Origin of the sequence: Pseudomonas sp. WC2401 (genome assembly GCF_041200115.1) — a bacterium.
In the GTDB taxonomy this organism is placed as follows: domain Bacteria; phylum Pseudomonadota; class Gammaproteobacteria; order Pseudomonadales; family Pseudomonadaceae; genus Aquipseudomonas; species Aquipseudomonas fragi.
In genome coordinates, this window is the sequence record NZ_CP165623.1 from 5,005,131 (window position 1) to 5,027,660 (window position 22,530).

Below are 22,530 nucleotides of genomic sequence, written 5' to 3' on the forward strand. Positions count from 1 at the left end.
CGCGATGGTCTTCAGAGCACCGAATTTACTCAGTAAATACGCGTCATCGTTTACGACCATCGCGAGCAAGCCCGCTCCCACAGAGGCAGAAATCGCTTAAATGAACAAGATTGCGATCAGTGATCGCGGTTTTTTTATGCAGCTTATTTGCCTAGCGGGATCTTCGGCGCCCATTGCAGCCATTCGTCTTCGAACTTGTCGAAGAGCGGGAAGGTTTGCTCAGGGCGGGCCTGGTTACCCAGCTTGTCACCCTCCGGCGTGGCAAAGGCAATACCACCCTGAACCAGGGTTTCCAGGGATTCAGTGCGAATCGTCGCGCCCTTGAACAGGCCGAAGTCGACACCGAAACCGCTGGTGTTCCAGAAGCGGCTGCCGCTGCGCACCAGCGGTGCGTACCGCGGCTCGATCAGGATATGTACCAGTACACGATCGGCGGTGTTGCCCAGCTCATAGCCGGTGACTTTGCCTACAGTCACTTCACGGTAGGTGACAGGTACACCTTCTTTCAGCGAGCCACGACGGGCAGCACTCAAAACCAGGCTCAAGCCGGCTTGTGGTACGGCGGCATCCGGGGCCTGTTCCAATGCGACAAAGCTGGTCTGGCGCCCCAGTTGTTTGCTCGCCGGTTGCACTTCAAGGTACTGGCCGGTGACCAGGGTTTCGAGGTTCGCCGTTTTCATCAAGCCAAGTTCTGGTTTGACCACCCAGAACTGGCTGCCCACCCGTGCGATGCGATCGGGGACTTCGGTAATACGCGCCTGCAGCATCACCGATTGCAGATCGTCACTCAGGTCGACACTCTCAATCTTGCCAACATCCAGGCCCTTGAAACGAATCGGTGTGCCAGCACGCAGGCCATCGGCACGCGCAACCTTAATGGTCACGGGCACGCCTTGCTGCATGGCCGCATCACGGTCAGTGAACAGGCGGAAACGCGGAATACGTTTTTGCAGCGGTGCCTTCGCTTCTGGCGTCTCAAAGGCAATGCCGCCGGCCATCAAGCTTTGCAGCGATTCGCTTTTAACCTGGATACCACCGGTCAACCCGCCGGTCAGGGTGATACCGCTGGCATTCCAGAAACGGGTCGAAGCATTGACCAGGTTTTCGTATTCCTTCTCGATATGGACACCGATCACCAACTGCTTTTTGGTCCGGGAGAACTGATAGCTCTGCACCGAACCAACCTTGACCTGCTTGTAGAGGATCGGGCTGCCGACATCCAGCGAGCCCAGGTTCTCGGTGAAGAGCACCATATGCAGGCCCGGCGAGCGCAGATCCAGCGGCGGAGCCTTTGGCCGGGCGACAAACTCGCGCTCGGGGGTGCTGCCCTTGTCACCCGGGCGAATGGCAATGTAGTTGCCTTTGACCAGTGCCTCCAGCCCGGTAATACCGGCCAGCGAAATGGATGGCTTGACCACCCAGAACTGGGTGCCCTGCACCAGGTAATCTTCGGCCAACGGGTCCAGGGTCAGCTCGGCACTGGCGCTGGTCAGGTCCGGGTCGACCTTGAGGCCCTTGAGGCTACCGACCTGGATACCTTTGTACATCACCGGCGTACGGCCAGCCTGCAGGCCTTCAAAGTCGCTGAGTTTGACTTTGACCTTGATCCCCGCCTGCGCGGCATCGAAGTCTTCGTAAAGACGGAACGGCAGGCTCGAGTCGGTGGGCGGGCTGTCTTTGCGGTTCTCCGGGGTGGCGAAGGCAATACCACCGGCCACAATACTGGCCAGAGATTCGCTGCGCAGTTTCACACCCGACAGGTTGGCGTCGATGCTGATACCGCTGGCGTTCCAGAAGCGCGTATGTTTGCGCACCAGATTGGCATAGGTCGGCTCGATAAAGACTTTGATCTCAACGGTGCTTTGATCTTCGGAAAGCACATAGCTTTTGATCTGCCCGACCTGAATCTGCTTGTAGAACACCGGGCTGCCACGGTTCAACGAACCCAGGCGCTCAGCCTTCAGCGTCAGGTGCAGGCCGGGTTTGGTGTCGGACAGGGGCGGTTCTTGTGACAGCGCCTTGAACTTGCGTGCCGGCTCGCCATCGGCGGGGCTGACTGCAATATAGTTGCCTGACACCAGCGTTTCGAGCCCGGTGATACCGGCCAGGGTGACGCTGGGTTTGACCAGCCAGAAACGGGTATTGGTTTTCAGGTATTGCTCGACGTCCTTGTCCATTTCGACGGTAGCAATCACCCCTTTGCTGGGGCCAGACTCGTCGAGGGCCAGGGTTTTCACCTTGCCCACGGGCATGCCTTTGTAGACCACCTCGGTCTTGTTGGCGACGATGCCTTCGCCGCTCTCGAATCGCACCTGAATATCGATGCCGGTTTCGCTGTAGGCACGCCATCCCAGCCAGCCACCGATGACCAGGGCAATCAGCGGGAGAATCCAGATCGCCGACCAATTGGAAGCCGGGCGGGTTTTAGCAGTAGGCAAGTCACTCATGGTCGTCGTCCGACTCCGTATTATCCCAAATCAGTCGGGGATCAAAAGTTACAGCTGCAAGCATCGTTATCACCACCACACTGGCAAAGGCCACAGCGCCAAGATTGGCTTCGATGCTGGCTATGCGTCCAAAATTCACCACGGCCACCAAAATGGCAATGACGAAAATATCCAACATTGACCAGCGGCCAATGAACTCGATAAATCGGTACATAATGATACGTTGCCGGGCAGACAGAGGCTGATGGCGCTGTACCGAAAACAACAGCAAGGCAATGCCGACCAGCTTGAAGGTGGGCACCAGAATACTGGCCACAAACACCACGGCGGCAATCGGAATCATGCCGTGCTGCACCAGCTCAATGACACCCGCCATGATCGTGCTCGGTGAACCCTGGCCCAACGAGTTGACGGTCATGATCGGCAGCAGGTTGGCCGGGATATAGAGAATGGCCGACGTCAGCAACAAGGCCCAGGTGCGCATCAGGCTGTCGGGCCGCCGCGCATGAACCACTGCGCCGCAACGGGTACAGGTTTGCTCGTCGGTGTCGGGATCTTGCCTGTTCAGTTCGTGGCACTCGCCACAGATCAAGATACCCGCATCAATCGCCCGCATGAATATCCTCCCCGGACAGCGCCTGCCAGATCTGGTGAGGTGACATCACCACTTCCAGCCAGACTTGTACCAGCAACAAACTGACAAAGCAGACCAGGCCCAGACCCAGGCTCAGTTCAGCCAGATCGGACAGTTTTACGATGGCCACCAGCACGCCCATGAAGTACACCTCAAGCATGCCCCAATCACGCAAATGGTGATAAATGCGGTAGATCAACAAGCCGTAGCTGCGCCCGATATTCCAGCGAATACTCAGCAACACGGCAAGCTGGCAGAGCAACTTGAGCAGCGGTATGCCCATGCTGCACAGGAACACCACGACAGCGATGCCCTGCATGCCGGTATTGAACAAGCCAAGCACACCACTCCAGACCGTGTCTTGCGACGCCTGGCCCAGTAGATTGAGTTGCATGATGGGTAAAAAGTTCGCAGGTATGTAGAGCAGCAACGCTGCGATCACAAGCGCAAGGCTGCGTTCAACCACCTTGTACCTATGGGCGTAGAGTTCGTAACCGCAGCGCGGGCATTGGGCTTTCTCACCGAGAGCGAGATGCGGCTTGCGCATCAACAGATCACACTCATGACAGGCCACCAACTCGTCCAGCGGTAATTCTGACACCCTGCGGGGGTCAACCGGATCTGGCATATAGGGAGTCTCAGGCTCAGAAAATGACTGGGCCTATTCTAGTGCGCGGGCTACAAAATAACTGTGCCTATTTGCAGGACTTTAGCTGCAGGCGATCTGAAGCCTGGCGCGGACGCGCCGAAACTTTTCTCGGCACAAAAACAAACCCCCTGTCTGCGTTAGCAGACAGGGGGTTTGGAATTTAATCTTGACGATGACCTACTCTCACATGGGGAAACCCCACACTACCATCGGCGATGCATCGTTTCACTACTGAGTTCGGGATGGGATCAGGTGGTTCCAATGCTCTATGGTCGTCAAGAAATTCGGTAGCCAGGTCGTTTGCCTTGCGGCGCACGCTCCAGCGAATGGGTATGTAATAGATTTGGTGTTTTGTGAACCGCAAACTTTCGGTTTGTATCGTCTTCACACACCGCAACTTGCTCTAAGCAAATTGCTTGGGTGTTATATGGTCAAGCCTCACGGGCAATTAGTATTGGTTAGCTCAACGCCTCACAGCGCTTACACACCCAACCTATCAACGTCGTAGTCTTCGACGGCCCTTTAGGGAACTCAAGGTTCCAGTGAGATCTCATCTTGAGGCAAGTTTCCCGCTTAGATGCTTTCAGCGGTTATCTTTCCCGAACATAGCTACCCGGCAATGCCACTGGCGTGACAACCGGAACACCAGAGGTTCGTCCACTCCGGTCCTCTCGTACTAGGAGCAGCCCCTCTCAAATCTCAAACGTCCACGGCAGATAGGGACCGAACTGTCTCACGACGTTCTAAACCCAGCTCGCGTACCACTTTAAATGGCGAACAGCCATACCCTTGGGACCGGCTTCAGCCCCAGGATGTGATGAGCCGACATCGAGGTGCCAAACACCGCCGTCGATATGAACTCTTGGGCGGTATCAGCCTGTTATCCCCGGAGTACCTTTTATCCGTTGAGCGATGGCCCTTCCATACAGAACCACCGGATCACTAAGACCTACTTTCGTACCTGCTCGACGTGTCTGTCTCGCAGTCAAGCGCGCTTTTGCCTTTATACTCTACGACCGATTTCCGACCGGTCTGAGCGCACCTTCGTACTCCTCCGTTACTCTTTAGGAGGAGACCGCCCCAGTCAAACTACCCACCATACACTGTCCTCGATCCGGATAACGGACCTGAGTTAGAACCTCAAAGTTGCCAGGGTGGTATTTCAAGGTTGGCTCCACGCAAACTGGCGTTCACGCTTCAAAGCCTCCCACCTATCCTACACAAGCAAATTCAAAGTCCAGTGCAAAGCTATAGTAAAGGTTCACGGGGTCTTTCCGTCTAGCCGCGGATACACTGCATCTTCACAGCGATTTCAATTTCACTGAGTCTCGGGTGGAGACAGCGCCGCCATCGTTACGCCATTCGTGCAGGTCGGAACTTACCCGACAAGGAATTTCGCTACCTTAGGACCGTTATAGTTACGGCCGCCGTTTACCGGGGCTTCGATCAAGAGCTTCGCGTTAGCTAACCCCATCAATTAACCTTCCGGCACCGGGCAGGCGTCACACCCTATACGTCCACTTTCGTGTTTGCAGAGTGCTGTGTTTTTAATAAACAGTCGCAGCGGCCTGGTATCTTCGACCGACAGGGGCTTACGCAGTAAATGCTTCACCTCCATCGGCGCACCTTCTCCCGAAGTTACGGTGCCATTTTGCCTAGTTCCTTCACCCGAGTTCTCTCAAGCGCCTTGGTATTCTCTACCCAACCACCTGTGTCGGTTTGGGGTACGGTTCCTGGTTACCTGAAGCTTAGAAGCTTTTCTTGGAAGCATGGCATCAACCACTTCGTGTTCTAAAAGAACACTCGTCATCAGCTCTCGGCCTTAGAATCCCGGATTTACCTAAGATTCCAGCCTACCACCTTAAACTTGGACAACCAACGCCAAGCTGGCCTAGCCTTCTCCGTCCCTCCATCGCAATAACCAGAAGTACAGGAATATTAACCTGTTTTCCATCGACTACGCTTTTCAGCCTCGCCTTAGGGACCGACTAACCCTGCGTCGATTAACGTTGCGCAGGAAACCTTGGTCTTTCGGCGTGGGTGTTTTTCACACCCATTATCGTTACTCATGTCAGCATTCGCACTTCTGATACCTCCAGCAAGCTTCTCAACTCACCTTCACAGGCTTACAGAACGCTCCTCTACCGCATCACCCTAAGGTGATACCCGTAGCTTCGGTGTATGGTTTGAGCCCCGTTAAATCTTCCGCGCAGGCCGACTCGACTAGTGAGCTATTACGCTTTCTTTAAAGGGTGGCTGCTTCTAAGCCAACCTCCTAGCTGTCTAAGCCTTCCCACATCGTTTCCCACTTAACCATAACTTTGGGACCTTAGCTGACGGTCTGGGTTGTTTCCCTTTTCACGACGGACGTTAGCACCCGCCGTGTGTCTCCCATGCTCGGCACTTGTAGGTATTCGGAGTTTGCATCGGTTTGGTAAGTCGGGATGACCCCCTAGCCGAAACAGTGCTCTACCCCCTACAGTGATACATGAGGCGCTACCTAAATAGCTTTCGAGGAGAACCAGCTATCTCCGAGCTTGATTAGCCTTTCACTCCGATCCACAGGTCATCCGCTAACTTTTCAACGGTAGTCGGTTCGGTCCTCCAGTTAGTGTTACCCAACCTTCAACCTGCCCATGGATAGATCGCCCGGTTTCGGGTCTATTCCCAGCGACTAGACGCCCTATTAAGACTCGCTTTCGCTACGCCTCCCCTATTCGGTTAAGCTTGCCACTGAAAATAAGTCGCTGACCCATTATACAAAAGGTACGCAGTCACCCAACAAAGTGGGCTCCCACTGCTTGTACGCATACGGTTTCAGGATCTATTTCACTCCCCTCTCCGGGGTTCTTTTCGCCTTTCCCTCACGGTACTAGTTCACTATCGGTCAGTCAGTAGTATTTAGCCTTGGAGGATGGTCCCCCCATATTCAGACAAAGTTTCTCGTGCTCCGTCCTACTCGATTTCACTGCAAAGATGTTTTCGCGTACAGGGCTATCACCCACTATGGCCGCACTTTCCAGAGCGTTCCGCTAACATCAATACAGCTTAAGGGCTGGTCCCCGTTCGCTCGCCACTACTAAGGGAATCTCGGTTGATTTCTTTTCCTCAGGGTACTTAGATGTTTCAGTTCCCCTGGTTCGCTTCTTAAGCCTATGTATTCAGCTTAAGATACCTAACTTATGTTAGGTGGGTTCCCCCATTCAGACATCTCCGGATCAAAGTCTGTTTGCCGACTCCCCGAAGCTTTTCGCAGGCTACCACGTCTTTCATCGCCTCTGACTGCCAAGGCATCCACCGTATGCGCTTCTTCACTTGACCATATAACCCCAAGCAATCTGGTTATACTATGAAGACGACATTCGCCGAAAATTTGCTTTCAATCACAAATTTTACCTTAGCCTGAATAAACACCAGTGAAAGTGTTATCCAGTCTAACTTTCTATTACATACCCAAATTTTTAAAGAACGATCTAATCAAAAGATCAGAAATCAACATTCACCACCATCTGATGGAATGCTCATTTCTAAGCTTTACGACAGATAAACCGCAGATCAACTCTGCAGTTCTCGTCTTCTACAATGAATCAAGCAATTCGTGTGGGAACTTATGGAGCAGCTGATGTCGTCGATTAAGGAGGTGATCCAGCCGCAGGTTCCCCTACGGCTACCTTGTTACGACTTCACCCCAGTCATGAATCACACCGTGGTAACCGTCCTCCCGAAGGTTAGACTAGCTACTTCTGGTGCAACCCACTCCCATGGTGTGACGGGCGGTGTGTACAAGGCCCGGGAACGTATTCACCGTGACATTCTGATTCACGATTACTAGCGATTCCGACTTCACGCAGTCGAGTTGCAGACTGCGATCCGGACTACGATCGGTTTTATGGGATTAGCTCCACCTCGCGGCTTGGCAACCCTTTGTACCGACCATTGTAGCACGTGTGTAGCCCAGGCCGTAAGGGCCATGATGACTTGACGTCATCCCCACCTTCCTCCGGTTTGTCACCGGCAGTCTCCTTAGAGTGCCCACCATTACGTGCTGGTAACTAAGGACAAGGGTTGCGCTCGTTACGGGACTTAACCCAACATCTCACGACACGAGCTGACGACAGCCATGCAGCACCTGTCTCAATGTTCCCGAAGGCACCAATCTATCTCTAGAAAGTTCATTGGATGTCAAGGCCTGGTAAGGTTCTTCGCGTTGCTTCGAATTAAACCACATGCTCCACCGCTTGTGCGGGCCCCCGTCAATTCATTTGAGTTTTAACCTTGCGGCCGTACTCCCCAGGCGGTCAACTTAATGCGTTAGCTGCGCCACTAAGAGTTCAAGACTCCCAACGGCTAGTTGACATCGTTTACGGCGTGGACTACCAGGGTATCTAATCCTGTTTGCTCCCCACGCTTTCGCACCTCAGTGTCAGTATCAGTCCAGGTAGTCGCCTTCGCCACTGGTGTTCCTTCCTATATCTACGCATTTCACCGCTACACAGGAAATTCCACTACCCTCTACCATACTCTAGCTTGCCAGTTTTGGATGCAGTTCCCAGGTTGAGCCCGGGGATTTCACATTCAACTTAACAAACCACCTACGCGCGCTTTACGCCCAGTAATTCCGATTAACGCTTGCACCCTCTGTATTACCGCGGCTGCTGGCACAGAGTTAGCCGGTGCTTATTCTGTCGGTAACGTCAAGACACTAACGTATTAGGTTAACGCCCTTCCTCCCAACTTAAAGTGCTTTACAATCCGAAGACCTTCTTCACACACGCGGCATGGCTGGATCAGGCTTTCGCCCATTGTCCAATATTCCCCACTGCTGCCTCCCGTAGGAGTCTGGACCGTGTCTCAGTTCCAGTGTGACTGATCATCCTCTCAGACCAGTTACGGATCGTAGCCTTGGTGAGCCATTACCTCACCAACTAGCTAATCCGACCTAGGCTCATCTGATAGCGCAAGGCCCGAAGGTCCCCTGCTTTCTCCCGTAGGACGTATGCGGTATTAGCGTCCGTTTCCGAACGTTATCCCCCACTATCAGGCAGATTCCTAGGTATTACTCACCCGTCCGCCGCTCTCAAGAGAAGCAAGCTTCTCTCTACCGCTCGACTTGCATGTGTTAGGCCTGCCGCCAGCGTTCAATCTGAGCCATGATCAAACTCTTCAGTTCAAACATCTTTGGGTTTTTAAGAAACCCTAAACTTGGCTCAGCAATCGTTGGTTACATCTTTGATTTCTCGCGGAGTAACTTGTGATGCTGATAATCTTGTTGACTATCAGTCTGACTCCACAAGCACCCACACGAATTGCTTGATTCAGTTGTTAAAGAGCGGTTGGTCAGCTTTCGCTGTACCGAGGCGCGCATTATACAGCAGCCTCTGTTGCTGTCAAGCGGTTATTTTTGATGTTTTCAAAGTTTTGCTTAGAGAACTTCAACAACATCAACCACTTGCGCTTTCGATATCTCGTTAGCGGGAGGCGAATTCTACAGTGTTACACACTGCTGTCAACGCTTTATTTCCTGCTACGTTCAATCTATTGGTTAGCCAGGCAAATGGCCTGATTAACCGTACAAGCTTTTTACAAAGCTTGTACTTATATAAAAACAAAAACCCTGTCTGCGTGAGCAGACAGGGTTTTTGGAATTTAATCTTGACGATGACCTACTCTCACATGGGGAAACCCCACACTACCATCGGCGATGCATCGTTTCACTACTGAGTTCGGGATGGGATCAGGTGGTTCCAATGCTCTATGGTCGTCAAGAAATTCGGTAGCCAGGTCGTTTGCCTTACGGCTCACGCTCCAGCGAATGGGTATGTAATAGAACCTGGTGTTTTGTGAACCGCAAACTTTCGGTTTGTATCGTCTTCACACACCGCAATCTGGTCTCTTCGACTCAAATTGCTTGGGTGTTATATGGTCAAGCCTCACGGGCAATTAGTATTGGTTAGCTCAACGCCTCACAGCGCTTACACACCCAACCTATCAACGTCGTAGTCTTCGACGGCCCTTTAGGGAACTCAAGGTTCCAGTGAGATCTCATCTTGAGGCAAGTTTCCCGCTTAGATGCTTTCAGCGGTTATCTTTCCCGAACATAGCTACCCGGCAATGCCACTGGCGTGACAACCGGAACACCAGAGGTTCGTCCACTCCGGTCCTCTCGTACTAGGAGCAGCCCCTCTCAAATCTCAAACGTCCACGGCAGATAGGGACCGAACTGTCTCACGACGTTCTAAACCCAGCTCGCGTACCACTTTAAATGGCGAACAGCCATACCCTTGGGACCGGCTTCAGCCCCAGGATGTGATGAGCCGACATCGAGGTGCCAAACACCGCCGTCGATATGAACTCTTGGGCGGTATCAGCCTGTTATCCCCGGAGTACCTTTTATCCGTTGAGCGATGGCCCTTCCATACAGAACCACCGGATCACTAAGACCTACTTTCGTACCTGCTCGACGTGTCTGTCTCGCAGTCAAGCGCGCTTTTGCCTTTATACTCTACGACCGATTTCCGACCGGTCTGAGCGCACCTTCGTACTCCTCCGTTACTCTTTAGGAGGAGACCGCCCCAGTCAAACTACCCACCATACACTGTCCTCGATCCGGATAACGGACCTGAGTTAGAACCTCAAAGTTGCCAGGGTGGTATTTCAAGGTTGGCTCCACGCAAACTGGCGTTCACGCTTCAAAGCCTCCCACCTATCCTACACAAGCAAATTCAAAGTCCAGTGCAAAGCTATAGTAAAGGTTCACGGGGTCTTTCCGTCTAGCCGCGGATACACTGCATCTTCACAGCGATTTCAATTTCACTGAGTCTCGGGTGGAGACAGCGCCGCCATCGTTACGCCATTCGTGCAGGTCGGAACTTACCCGACAAGGAATTTCGCTACCTTAGGACCGTTATAGTTACGGCCGCCGTTTACCGGGGCTTCGATCAAGAGCTTCGCGTTAGCTAACCCCATCAATTAACCTTCCGGCACCGGGCAGGCGTCACACCCTATACGTCCACTTTCGTGTTTGCAGAGTGCTGTGTTTTTAATAAACAGTCGCAGCGGCCTGGTATCTTCGACCGACAGGGGCTTACGCAGTAAATGCTTCACCTCCATCGGCGCACCTTCTCCCGAAGTTACGGTGCCATTTTGCCTAGTTCCTTCACCCGAGTTCTCTCAAGCGCCTTGGTATTCTCTACCCAACCACCTGTGTCGGTTTGGGGTACGGTTCCTGGTTACCTGAAGCTTAGAAGCTTTTCTTGGAAGCATGGCATCAACCACTTCGTGTTCTAAAAGAACACTCGTCATCAGCTCTCGGCCTTAGAATCCCGGATTTACCTAAGATTCCAGCCTACCACCTTAAACTTGGACAACCAACGCCAAGCTGGCCTAGCCTTCTCCGTCCCTCCATCGCAATAACCAGAAGTACAGGAATATTAACCTGTTTTCCATCGACTACGCTTTTCAGCCTCGCCTTAGGGACCGACTAACCCTGCGTCGATTAACGTTGCGCAGGAAACCTTGGTCTTTCGGCGTGGGTGTTTTTCACACCCATTATCGTTACTCATGTCAGCATTCGCACTTCTGATACCTCCAGCAAGCTTCTCAACTCACCTTCACAGGCTTACAGAACGCTCCTCTACCGCATCACCCTAAGGTGATACCCGTAGCTTCGGTGTATGGTTTGAGCCCCGTTAAATCTTCCGCGCAGGCCGACTCGACTAGTGAGCTATTACGCTTTCTTTAAAGGGTGGCTGCTTCTAAGCCAACCTCCTAGCTGTCTAAGCCTTCCCACATCGTTTCCCACTTAACCATAACTTTGGGACCTTAGCTGACGGTCTGGGTTGTTTCCCTTTTCACGACGGACGTTAGCACCCGCCGTGTGTCTCCCATGCTCGGCACTTGTAGGTATTCGGAGTTTGCATCGGTTTGGTAAGTCGGGATGACCCCCTAGCCGAAACAGTGCTCTACCCCCTACAGTGATACATGAGGCGCTACCTAAATAGCTTTCGAGGAGAACCAGCTATCTCCGAGCTTGATTAGCCTTTCACTCCGATCCACAGGTCATCCGCTAACTTTTCAACGGTAGTCGGTTCGGTCCTCCAGTTAGTGTTACCCAACCTTCAACCTGCCCATGGATAGATCGCCCGGTTTCGGGTCTATTCCCAGCGACTAGACGCCCTATTAAGACTCGCTTTCGCTACGCCTCCCCTATTCGGTTAAGCTTGCCACTGAAAATAAGTCGCTGACCCATTATACAAAAGGTACGCAGTCACCCAACAAAGTGGGCTCCCACTGCTTGTACGCATACGGTTTCAGGATCTATTTCACTCCCCTCTCCGGGGTTCTTTTCGCCTTTCCCTCACGGTACTAGTTCACTATCGGTCAGTCAGTAGTATTTAGCCTTGGAGGATGGTCCCCCCATATTCAGACAAAGTTTCTCGTGCTCCGTCCTACTCGATTTCACTGTAAAGATGTTTTCGCGTACAGGGCTATCACCCACTATGGCCGCACTTTCCAGAGCGTTCCGCTAACATCAATACAGCTTAAGGGCTGGTCCCCGTTCGCTCGCCACTACTAAGGGAATCTCGGTTGATTTCTTTTCCTCAGGGTACTTAGATGTTTCAGTTCCCCTGGTTCGCTTCTTAAGCCTATGTATTCAGCTTAAGATACCTAACTTATGTTAGGTGGGTTCCCCCATTCAGACATCTCCGGATCAAAGTCTGTTTGCCGACTCCCCGAAGCTTTTCGCAGGCTACCACGTCTTTCATCGCCTCTGACTGCCAAGGCATCCACCGTATGCGCTTCTTCACTTGACCATATAACCCCAAGCAATCTGGTTATACTATGAAGACGACATTCGCCGAAAATTCGCTGCTCAATTAAGAGCAATCACAAATTTTACCTTAGCCTGAATAAACACCAGTGAAAGTGTTATCCAGTCTAACTTTCTATTACATACCCAAATTTTTAAAGAACGATCTAATCAAAAGATCAGAAATCAACATTCACCATCTTACGATGGAATGCTCATTTCTAAGCTTTACGATAAAGAAGCAGTAATGGTGGAGCCAAACGGGATCGAACCGTTGACCTCCTGCGTGCAAGGCAGGCGCTCTCCCAGCTGAGCTATGGCCCCATATTTCTAAAGGTGCTTCCAAACAAAATTGGTGGGTCTGGGCAGATTCGAACTGCCGACCTCACCCTTATCAGGGGTGCGCTCTAACCAACTGAGCTACAGACCCAATTTTGGTCTACTTCTATCGTCTTCTTCAATGAATCAAGCAATTCGTGTGGGAACTTATGGAGCAGCTGATGTCGTCGATTAAGGAGGTGATCCAGCCGCAGGTTCCCCTACGGCTACCTTGTTACGACTTCACCCCAGTCATGAATCACACCGTGGTAACCGTCCTCCCGAAGGTTAGACTAGCTACTTCTGGTGCAACCCACTCCCATGGTGTGACGGGCGGTGTGTACAAGGCCCGGGAACGTATTCACCGTGACATTCTGATTCACGATTACTAGCGATTCCGACTTCACGCAGTCGAGTTGCAGACTGCGATCCGGACTACGATCGGTTTTATGGGATTAGCTCCACCTCGCGGCTTGGCAACCCTTTGTACCGACCATTGTAGCACGTGTGTAGCCCAGGCCGTAAGGGCCATGATGACTTGACGTCATCCCCACCTTCCTCCGGTTTGTCACCGGCAGTCTCCTTAGAGTGCCCACCATTACGTGCTGGTAACTAAGGACAAGGGTTGCGCTCGTTACGGGACTTAACCCAACATCTCACGACACGAGCTGACGACAGCCATGCAGCACCTGTCTCAATGTTCCCGAAGGCACCAATCCATCTCTGGAAAGTTCATTGGATGTCAAGGCCTGGTAAGGTTCTTCGCGTTGCTTCGAATTAAACCACATGCTCCACCGCTTGTGCGGGCCCCCGTCAATTCATTTGAGTTTTAACCTTGCGGCCGTACTCCCCAGGCGGTCAACTTAATGCGTTAGCTGCGCCACTAAGAGTTCAAGACTCCCAACGGCTAGTTGACATCGTTTACGGCGTGGACTACCAGGGTATCTAATCCTGTTTGCTCCCCACGCTTTCGCACCTCAGTGTCAGTATCAGTCCAGGTAGTCGCCTTCGCCACTGGTGTTCCTTCCTATATCTACGCATTTCACCGCTACACAGGAAATTCCACTACCCTCTACCATACTCTAGCTTGCCAGTTTTGGATGCAGTTCCCAGGTTGAGCCCGGGGATTTCACATTCAACTTAACAAACCACCTACGCGCGCTTTACGCCCAGTAATTCCGATTAACGCTTGCACCCTCTGTATTACCGCGGCTGCTGGCACAGAGTTAGCCGGTGCTTATTCTGTCGGTAACGTCAAGACACCAACGTATTAGGTTAATGCCCTTCCTCCCAACTTAAAGTGCTTTACAATCCGAAGACCTTCTTCACACACGCGGCATGGCTGGATCAGGCTTTCGCCCATTGTCCAATATTCCCCACTGCTGCCTCCCGTAGGAGTCTGGACCGTGTCTCAGTTCCAGTGTGACTGATCATCCTCTCAGACCAGTTACGGATCGTAGCCTTGGTGAGCCATTACCTCACCAACTAGCTAATCCGACCTAGGCTCATCTGATAGCGCAAGGCCCGAAGGTCCCCTGCTTTCTCCCGTAGGACGTATGCGGTATTAGCGTCCGTTTCCGAACGTTATCCCCCACTATCAGGCAGATTCCTAGGTATTACTCACCCGTCCGCCGCTCTCAAGAGAAGCAAGCTTCTCTCTACCGCTCGACTTGCATGTGTTAGGCCTGCCGCCAGCGTTCAATCTGAGCCATGATCAAACTCTTCAGTTCAAACATCTTTGGGTTTTTAAGAAACCCTAAACTTGGCTCAGCAATCGTTGGTTACATCTTTGATTTCTCGCGGAGTAACTTGTGATGCTGATAATCTTGTTGACTATCAGTCTGACTCCACAAGCACCCACACGAATTGCTTGATTCAGTTGTTAAAGAGCGGTTGGTTTAGCTTTCGCTGTACCGAGGCGCGCATTCTACAGCAGCCTCTGTTGCTGTCAAGCGGTTATTTTAAGATGCTTTCAAAGTTTCCTCTGTAACATCAACCACTTGCGCTTTCGATCTCTCGTTAGCGGGAGGCGAATTCTACAGCGTTACACGCTGCTGTCAACACCTCATTTCCTGCTTCGATGACTTGAAGCTGACACCGCCGAAAACCATCCAACTCATTGAAACTCAAGGAGTTTTCCGTTTCGACTACGCCGGAAGTGGGACGAATTATAGGCCGTTTGAATCTCGGGTCAAGCACTTATTTGAAGTTAAACCGCAGAAGCTGATTTCTTCTTATATAGACGCGGAATACGGCTCTTCACCAGCGGTATGCGCAAGGCGAGCAGGCCTACACCAATACAGGCATAAATTGCCCATTCCTTGAGGTCGGCGCGCACTATCCAGAGCATATGCAGCAACCCCAACCCCACCACCACATAAACCAGGCGATGGAGTTTCTTCCAGCGTGCGCCCAACCGTCGCTGACTGTATTGATTGGAAGTCACCGCCAGGGCCAGCAAACACAAGAACCCCAGGCTGCCAACAATGATATAGGGGCGCTTACGCAATTCGACCCCCAATTGGGACCAGTCGAACCCCAGCACAAATGTCAAATAGGCGCACAGGTGCAACACCACATAGGCAAAGCACCACAAGCCTATTTGCCGGCGCACGGCAATCCAGCCCGACCAGCCTGTCAGTTTGTGCATCGGTGTCATGCTCAAGGTAACCAACAACAGTATTAGCGTACCCAACCCCAAACGATCGACCAGGACCTTGCCCGGGTCTGGCCCCAAGGCAAAGATCCAGGCTTCATACAGCCAATACAAAGGCCAAATGGCTGCTGCCATAAAAACGCCAATGCGCCAGGGTAGAAATTTCATCAGTAGTTCTTCCGCAAATCGAGGCCGGTATACAGATGTGCCACCTGATCTGCGTAACCATTGAACATCTGGGTATCACGCACATTCGGGCTGAACAGACTGCTCGGCAAACGCCGCTCACGCGCCTGGGTCCAGCGTGGATGGTCAACTGTGGGATTCACGTTGGCATAAAAGCCATACTCATCCGCAGCAATGCTTTGCCAGGTGGTTTTGGGCTGCGTCTCCACCAGACTGATTCGCACAATGGATTTCACGCTTTTAAAGCCATACTTCCAGGGCACTACCAGCCGTAGCGGCGCTCCATTCTGATTCGGCAACTCGCGGCCATACATACCCACCGCCAAAATCGCCAATGGATTCATCGCTTCATCCAGTCGCAACCCTTCGACATAAGGCCAGTCGATCAGTGCAAAACCCGAACGCTGCCCGGGCATCACCTTCGGGTCCTGCAAGGTTTCAAAGCGTATGTATTTGGCCTTGGAGGTCGGTTCCACCTGCTTGAGCAACTGCGAAATGGGAAAACCCATCCACGGAATTACCATTGACCAGGCTTCGACACAACGCAGGCCATAGATCCGTTCTTCCAGTTGATAGGGTTTCATGAAGTCTTCCAGGGCATACCGCCCCGGCTTGCCCACCTCCCCGTCTACCACCACCGTCCAGGGTTCGGTTTTCAAGGCGCCAGCATTTTGCGCCGGATCGCCCTTGTCGGTGCCGAACTCATAGTAGTTGTTGTAGTGGGTTGCATCCTTGAATGGCGTGATGGCCTCCCCCTTGACCGTGACAGCCTGCCATTGGGTCTGCGCGAGCTTGTCGGTAAACCAGGCTGGCGCCTTGCCCGGTTCAACATCCGCATAGCGCGCCGCCTCTTCGGCACTGGCCCAGCGCGGAAGCGCGCCCACAGCCAATCCGGCAAGCGAACTGCCCAGCAATGCACGACGGGATAAATAGAAAGATTCAGGCGTAACGTCCGACTCTTTGCAGTCGGACGCTTCAGGCAGCTTGATGAGCATGACAACTCCGCAGTATTGGAGGACTGATGCACCAATAGACTACGGAGTATGGGAGAAATTACATCACTCGGCGTTTTTGTTACGACGCAAGCGCAGCAAGTACTGGATAGGCCCCGAGGCGGCATATGCCAGGAAGGCCAGCAACAGAATGCGCGGTGGATCACTGAATACAACAGCGAATACCAGCACCACAGCCAGGATGGCCACAAAAGGAACGCGCCCTTTCAGGTCCAGCTCCTTGAAGCTGTTGTACTTGATGTTGCTCACCATCAGCATGCCGGCAGCCGCAACGAGCAAGGCAACCAGGAACGACATTTTCGAACCCTGAATACCGTAATCACTGAATGCCCAGACGATACCTGCCACCACACCCGCCGCAGCCGGACTGGCCAGACCGATAAAGTAGCGTTTGTCGGCCGTGCCGACCTGGGTATTGAAGCGCGCCAGACGCAACGCCGCGCCTGCAACATAGATAAAGGCCACCATCCAGCCGACCTTGCCCATGTCCCCCAGTGCCCAGCCAAAAGCCAGCAACGCAGGGGCTACGCCAAAGGCAACCATGTCCGACAAAGAGTCGTACTCGGCACCAAAGGCACTTTCGGTATTGGTCATCCGGGCAACACGGCCATCAAGGCCATCGAGCACCATGGCGACAAAAATGGCGATGGCGGCAAATGCAAAGTACTTGCTTGCCCCAGCGGCATCACCCGCACTCATGGCACTTTGAGCACTCATGGAGCTGATGATGGAATAAAAACCGGCGAACAGGTTCGCAGTGGTGAAAAGGTTCGGCAGCAGATAGATACCACGATGCCGGACTTTTCGGCCTTCGGCGTCATGCCCTTCTTCGACATGCTCATCGACAGGCAGCAGGCTATCGGCGTCTGAAGCCGCTTTTGGCTCTTCGGGACGTTCGCTCATGGACATTACCTTGCAACGATATGGAAAGTTTCGATAGAAGCTTGGGGCCTACACGCACCCGCAAACGATCCTGCTTTATACCAGAAGCGGCCGCTTAAACGAAAAAACGCGGCCTGGGCCGCGTTTTCTCTTCACACCAGGAACTTAGTTCTTGGCCTGGTCAACGATTTTGTTCGCGCCGATCCAAGGCATCATCGAGCGCAGTTGCCCGCCGATGACTTCGATACCGTGAGCAGCGTTGTTACGACGCTTGGCGGTCATCGAAGGGTAGCCGGTAGCACCTTCGCTGATGAACATCTTCGCGTATTCACCATCTTGAATGCGCTTCAGAGCGTTACGCATTGCCTGACGGGACTCGGCGTTGATTACTTCAGGGCCAGTCACATACTCGCCGTACTCGGCGTTGTTGGAGATCGAGTAGTTCATGTTGGCGATACCGCCTTCGTACATGAGGTCAACGATCAACTTCAATTCGTGCAAGCACTCGAAGTAAGCCATTTCTGGCGCGTAACCGGCTTCAACCAGTGTTTCAAAGCCTGCCTTGACCAGTTCAACAGTACCGCCACACAGAACAGCCTGCTCGCCGAACAGGTCGGTTTCAGTTTCGTCCTTGAAGGTGGTTTCGATGATACCGGTACGACCGCCGCCTACGCCCGAAGCGTAAGACAGGGCCAGGTTCTTGGCATTGCCCGAGGCATCCTGATAGATAGCGATCAGGTCAGGGATACCGCCGCCGCGAACGAATTCGGAACGCACAGTGTGGCCTGGTGCCTTTGGCGCGATCATGATCACGTCGAGGTCGGCACGCGGCACAACCTGGTTGTAGTGAATCGCGAAACCGTGGGAGAAGGCCAGTGTGGCGCCCTTCTTGATGTTCGGCTCGATTTCGTTCTTGTACAGCGAGGACTGGAACTCGTCCGGGGTCAGAATCATGACCAGGTCAGCAGCGGCAACAGCGCTGGCAACGTCAGTTACTTTCAGGCCGTGAGCTTCTGCCTTGGCGACAGTGGCTGAACCCTTGCGCAGGCCAACGGTTACGTCAACGCCGGAATCTTTCAGGTTGCAGGCTTGAGCGTGACCCTGGGAGCCGTAACCGATAATGGCTACTTTTTTGCCCTGGATGATCGAAAGGTCGCAGTCTTTGTCGTAATAAACTTTCATGATTTTCCCTTATATCCAGGCCATTCAGGCCAATTAGCACTTGTTAGTTTTAGATGCTGAGTACTTTGTCGCCACGGGCAATCCCGGTGACGCCACTGCGAACTGTTTCCAGGATCGAGGCGGTTCCAATCGACTGAATGAAACTGTCGAGCTTCTCGCTGGTGCCTGTCAACTGCACGGTATAAACACTGGCGCTGACATCAACGATCTGCCCACGGAAGATATCCGTGGTGCGTTTGATTTCTGCGCGCTGCGCACCCGTTGCCTTGACCTTGACCAGCATCAGCTCGCGCTCGATGTGAGCGCTTTCCGACAGATCCACCAGCTTGACCACTTCGATCAGCTTGTTCAGGTTTTTAGTGATCTGCTCGATCACTTCATCATGCCCCACCGTGGTCAACGTCAGACGCGACAAGGTCGGGTCTTCGGTGGGTGCCACGGTCAGGCTTTCGATGTTGTAGTTACGTTGCGAAAAAAGCCCGACAACGCGAGACAAGGCGCCCGGTTCGTTTTCAAGAAGCAAGGAAATAATGTGCCGCATGATTAAGTACGCTCCGTCTTGCTCAGCCACATGTCGCGCATGGAGCCATCTTTGATCTGCATCGGATAAACGTGCTCACTGGTATCAACCTGGATATCCAGGAACACCAGGCGATCCTTCATGGCAAAGGCTTCTTCCATTTTCGGCTTGAGGTCTTTCAGATCGGTGATCCGGATACCTACATGGCCATAGGCTTCAGCCAGCTTGACGAAGTCAGGCAGCGATTCCATATACGAGTGCGAGTGACGACTGCCGTAGTTCATGTCCTGCCACTGACGCACCATCCCCAGCACGCCATTGTTGAGGCTGACGATTTTTACGGGCAGGCCGTACTGCAAACAAGTCGACAATTCCTGAATGTTCATCTGAATACTGCCCTCGCCTGTCACGCAGGCAACGTCAGCATCAGGGAAGCTCAGTTTTACCCCCATCGCAGCCGGGAAACCAAAGCCCATCGTGCCCAGACCACCGGAGTTGATCCAGCGATTCGGCTTGTTGAAGCGATAGTACTGGGCCGCGAACATCTGGTGCTGACCCACGTCGGACGTGACATAAGCATCGCCCTTGGTCACTTCGCAGAGCATCTCGATAACGGCCTGTGGCTTGATCTGGCTGCCGTCGCCCTTGTTGTACGGAAACAGACCGCCGTCACCGCGCCATTCGTCGATTTGCTTCCACCAGCTGGCAACGGCCTGCGGGTCTGGCTTCTCGCCGATCTCCTTGAGGATGGCGACCATTTCGGTCAGCACGCTCTCAACGGGGCCTACGATCGGCACGTCCGCTTTGATGGTTTTGGAGATGGACGCCGGGTCGATATCGATGTGGATGATCTTGGCGTTCGGGCAGAACTTGGACGGGCCGTTGATAACACGGTCGTCGAAGCGCGCACCTACAGCCAGGATCACGTCGGCGTTGTGCATGGCCATGTTGGCTGTGAAGCTGCCATGCATACCGAGCATGCCGACAAACTGACGGTCGGTGCCAGGGTAGGCACCCAGGCCCATCAGCGTATTGGTCACCGGCACGTTGAGCATTTTTGCCAGTTCGGTCAACGGTGCCGAACCGCCGCCCAAAATAACCCCGCCGCCGGCATAAAGCACAGGGCGCTTGGCTGCCAGCAGCATCTCGGCCGCCTTGCGGATCTGGCCGGAGTGGCCACGCAAGGCCGGGCTGTAGGAGCGCAGCTTGGCTTTTTTCGGGAAAACGTATTCGAACTTTTCCGCCGGGTTGGTCATGTCTTTCGGGATATCGACCACGACCGGGCCTGGACGGCCGGATTGCGCGAGGTAGAACGCCTTTTTCATGACTTCCGGGATTTCCGAAGCATGCTTGATCATGAAGCTGTGCTTCACGATGGGCCGGGAGATACCGATCATGTCGGTTTCCTGGAAGGCATCGGTTCCGACCATGGTGCTGGGCACCTGACCTGAAATGATCACCATCGGAATGGAGTCCATATAGGCCGTGGCAATACCGGTGATGGCGTTGGTAGCACCCGGCCCGGAAGTCACCAGTACTACACCGGCTTTACCGGTAGCACGGGCGTAGCCGTCAGCCATATGGGTTGCAGCTTGTTCATGGCGAACCAGGATGTGGGTAACTTCCGGTTCTTTGAACAGTGCGTCGTAGACATGCAGGAGAGCACCACCTGGGTACCCGTAGATATATTTGACACCTTCGTCACGCAAAAAGCGGACGAGCATCTCACCACCAGACAAAAGCTCCACGTTGTTCACCTCTAAAACGCCAGAATACCGTCCACAAAAATACGAACGGGTCTTAATAGGTTTACTTTTCAGCAGAGCATGAGCGACGGTGGTCGCCGACTACGTCAGCACTGACTGAGCAAGTATTGGGAACTCCCCAAGTGTTGCGGGGGTTTCCCACCCAGCGCGAGGTAACGCGTTGCGGGTGTTACAGGTCGGCGCGGGTGTGCGCCTCATGATCTGCTGAGAGAGCCTGCTTCTGGCAGTCCCTCTACAGCGGGAGTTCGATTCTTGTCATTAGGCCAGTCCAAGTCAAGCCATCAATTCAATTTATTTGCATAAATCGACAGGAACGCACAAAAAAACGCGCAAAATGACTGAAGCCAACAAGAAAATGGATGGCTGCCAGTAAAAACTGGCAGCCATGACCTCAGGAGGAAGGGCTGATCAGGCGATCAAAGTCCTGAAAATGCTTGAGCAAGGGCTTCCAGTTGCCACGACGCTGGGCAAACACGTGCTCAGCCATGTGCCAGATACCCGAGACGCTGGGCAGAGGCTGACCCTGCTCGACGATGACTTTCATCTTCGGCAGGAAGATCCACTGCACCCACTGCTCAAAATCCAGGCGGTCGACGCTGAACGGCTCCAGGCTGGACAAGTCGTGCTCTGTTGGAGCCTTGTCACTCCACAAGCCCTGGGTGCGCATTTCCTGCTCGATCAGCAGCAGAAAGCCAGCAACTTCAGAGGTGCGTACATCCATAACCATCAGAGGCTTACCTTGGCTTTTTGACGGGCCAGTGCAGCGCCAGCCGCATCACCTTGTTTCTCACGGGCCTGGGCAATCAAACCCCACAGGCTCGCCTGCAAATCCGGACGACCGCTGGCGAACGTCAAACCGCGACGAGCAAACTGCTCTGCCTGCGCGGTGTCACCCTGCGCCATGCGCACTTGCGCCAGACGATAAAGCACTTGCGGTTCACGAGGGGCCACGCGTTGGGCACGCTCGAGGCTCGACGAAGCACCGTTCAAGTCACCGCTCGATTGCTGCTGCTGGGCAGTGGTCAGCAGCGCCAGTACCGGGCCGTCCAATTGCTCGTCGGCCGCCAGGCCGCCGCTGTTCGACGGAATGCCGCTGGGCGTAACCGGTGCCGGGGCACTGTAGGTCGCGCTCGGTGTATAGCTACCCGTGCTGATCGGCGCTGCCGCCGGGCCAGGGGTAATCGGCCCCGGCGTGAACGGCTGGGTGCTGATCGGCGTCGACACACTGGCAGCGCCGCCCGGAATCATTACCACAACCCCCGAGTCCTCGGTAATCGTGCGCGCCTGAGCGGCACGCGGCGCAGCGGCCTGTGGATAACTCCCCGCCGTACGCTGGGCCGAAACACGCTCGTTGTTCGACACCGCAACACCAGAGTCGACCACAGGAATTGAACCCTGCGGCACGCTGGCACAACCATTGAGCAAAGCCAGGGCTGAAACAGCCGCAATCCACAACTTATTCACGTCA

Annotated in this window: 11 protein-coding genes, 2 tRNA genes and 6 rRNA genes; all 19 read right to left on the minus strand. The window is 53.6% G+C overall.

The window, feature by feature from the left end; all coding sequences use genetic code 11:
• Window positions 1-143: 143 nt before the first annotated feature.
• The 19 genes from AB3G35_RS23080 to AB3G35_RS23170 all read right to left on the minus strand — a co-directional run bounded on the left by AB3G35_RS23080 (window position 144) and on the right by AB3G35_RS23170 (window position 22,526).
• Window positions 144-2,447: a PqiB family protein gene (locus AB3G35_RS23080; RefSeq protein ID WP_016781695.1), complete on the minus strand. Its 2,304-nt coding sequence runs from the start codon at window positions 2,445-2,447 to the stop codon at window positions 144-146.
• Window positions 2,440-3,063 carry a paraquat-inducible protein A gene (locus AB3G35_RS23085; RefSeq protein WP_086798750.1) on the minus strand — a complete coding sequence of 208 codons (624 nt, stop codon included), beginning with the start codon at window positions 3,061-3,063 and terminating at the stop codon, window positions 2,440-2,442. The genes AB3G35_RS23080 and AB3G35_RS23085 overlap by 8 nt, the downstream gene beginning before the upstream one ends.
• Complete coding sequence (locus AB3G35_RS23090) at window positions 3,050-3,709, minus strand: paraquat-inducible protein A (RefSeq protein ID WP_016781693.1); 660 nt, start codon at window positions 3,707-3,709, stop codon at window positions 3,050-3,052. Before AB3G35_RS23090 ends, AB3G35_RS23085 begins: the two co-directional genes overlap by 14 nt.
• Window positions 3,710-3,894: 185 nt before the next feature.
• Window positions 3,895-4,010 (minus strand): 5S ribosomal RNA (gene rrf / locus AB3G35_RS23095).
• Between the two features lie 147 nt (window positions 4,011-4,157).
• Window positions 4,158-7,051, minus strand: a 23S ribosomal RNA gene (locus tag AB3G35_RS23100).
• 312 nt (window positions 7,052-7,363) lie between these two features.
• Window positions 7,364-8,900 (minus strand): 16S ribosomal RNA (locus AB3G35_RS23105).
• Window positions 8,901-9,380: 480 nt separating this feature from the next.
• Window positions 9,381-9,496 (minus strand): 5S ribosomal RNA (gene rrf, locus AB3G35_RS23110).
• Between the two features lie 153 nt (window positions 9,497-9,649).
• Window positions 9,650-12,543 (minus strand): 23S ribosomal RNA (locus AB3G35_RS23115).
• A 244-nt stretch (window positions 12,544-12,787) separates the two neighbouring features.
• Window positions 12,788-12,863: transfer RNA gene (locus AB3G35_RS23120), tRNA-Ala, on the minus strand.
• A 29-nt stretch (window positions 12,864-12,892) separates the two neighbouring features.
• A tRNA-Ile gene (locus tag AB3G35_RS23125) sits at window positions 12,893-12,969 on the minus strand.
• An 81-nt stretch (window positions 12,970-13,050) separates the two neighbouring features.
• Window positions 13,051-14,587, minus strand: a 16S ribosomal RNA gene (locus AB3G35_RS23130).
• Together the 16S, 23S and 5S rRNA genes with 2 tRNA genes alongside form the textbook arrangement of a ribosomal RNA operon.
• Window positions 14,588-15,066: 479 nt before the next feature.
• Entirely contained in the window at window positions 15,067-15,681 is a 615-nt protein-coding gene (gene msrQ, locus AB3G35_RS23135) for a protein-methionine-sulfoxide reductase heme-binding subunit MsrQ (RefSeq protein WP_016783403.1), read from the minus strand.
• On the minus strand, window positions 15,681-16,694 hold the full coding sequence (gene msrP, locus AB3G35_RS23140; RefSeq protein ID WP_369782169.1) for a protein-methionine-sulfoxide reductase catalytic subunit MsrP: 1,014 nt from the start codon (window positions 16,692-16,694) through the stop codon (window positions 15,681-15,683). The genes msrQ and msrP overlap by 1 nt, the downstream gene beginning before the upstream one ends.
• A gap of 63 nt (window positions 16,695-16,757) precedes the next feature.
• Complete coding sequence (pssA, locus tag AB3G35_RS23145; RefSeq protein WP_016783405.1) at window positions 16,758-17,615, minus strand: CDP-diacylglycerol--serine O-phosphatidyltransferase; 858 nt, start codon at window positions 17,613-17,615, stop codon at window positions 16,758-16,760.
• 144 nt (window positions 17,616-17,759) lie between these two features.
• Complete coding sequence (ilvC, locus tag AB3G35_RS23150) at window positions 17,760-18,776, minus strand: ketol-acid reductoisomerase (RefSeq protein WP_016783406.1); 1,017 nt, start codon at window positions 18,774-18,776, stop codon at window positions 17,760-17,762.
• 49 nt (window positions 18,777-18,825) lie between these two features.
• A complete protein-coding gene (gene ilvN / locus AB3G35_RS23155; RefSeq protein WP_016783407.1) occupies window positions 18,826-19,317 on the minus strand; it encodes an acetolactate synthase small subunit in 492 nt (163 codons plus the stop codon).
• A 2-nt stretch (window positions 19,318-19,319) separates the two neighbouring features.
• The gene (locus AB3G35_RS23160) at window positions 19,320-21,044 is read right to left on the minus strand and encodes an acetolactate synthase 3 large subunit (RefSeq protein WP_029611717.1); all 1,725 of its coding nucleotides are present in this window, start codon (window positions 21,042-21,044) and stop codon (window positions 19,320-19,322) included.
• 409 nt (window positions 21,045-21,453) lie between these two features.
• Window positions 21,454-21,783 (minus strand): YqcC family protein, encoded by a 330-nt coding sequence (locus AB3G35_RS23165; RefSeq protein WP_029611718.1) that lies wholly within the window; start codon window positions 21,781-21,783, stop codon window positions 21,454-21,456.
• Window positions 21,784-21,788: 5 nt separating this feature from the next.
• Window positions 21,789-22,526, minus strand: coding sequence for a M48 family metallopeptidase (locus AB3G35_RS23170; RefSeq protein ID WP_106116981.1), 738 nt, complete (start codon window positions 22,524-22,526; stop codon window positions 21,789-21,791).
• Window positions 22,527-22,530: the final 4 nt, after the last annotated feature.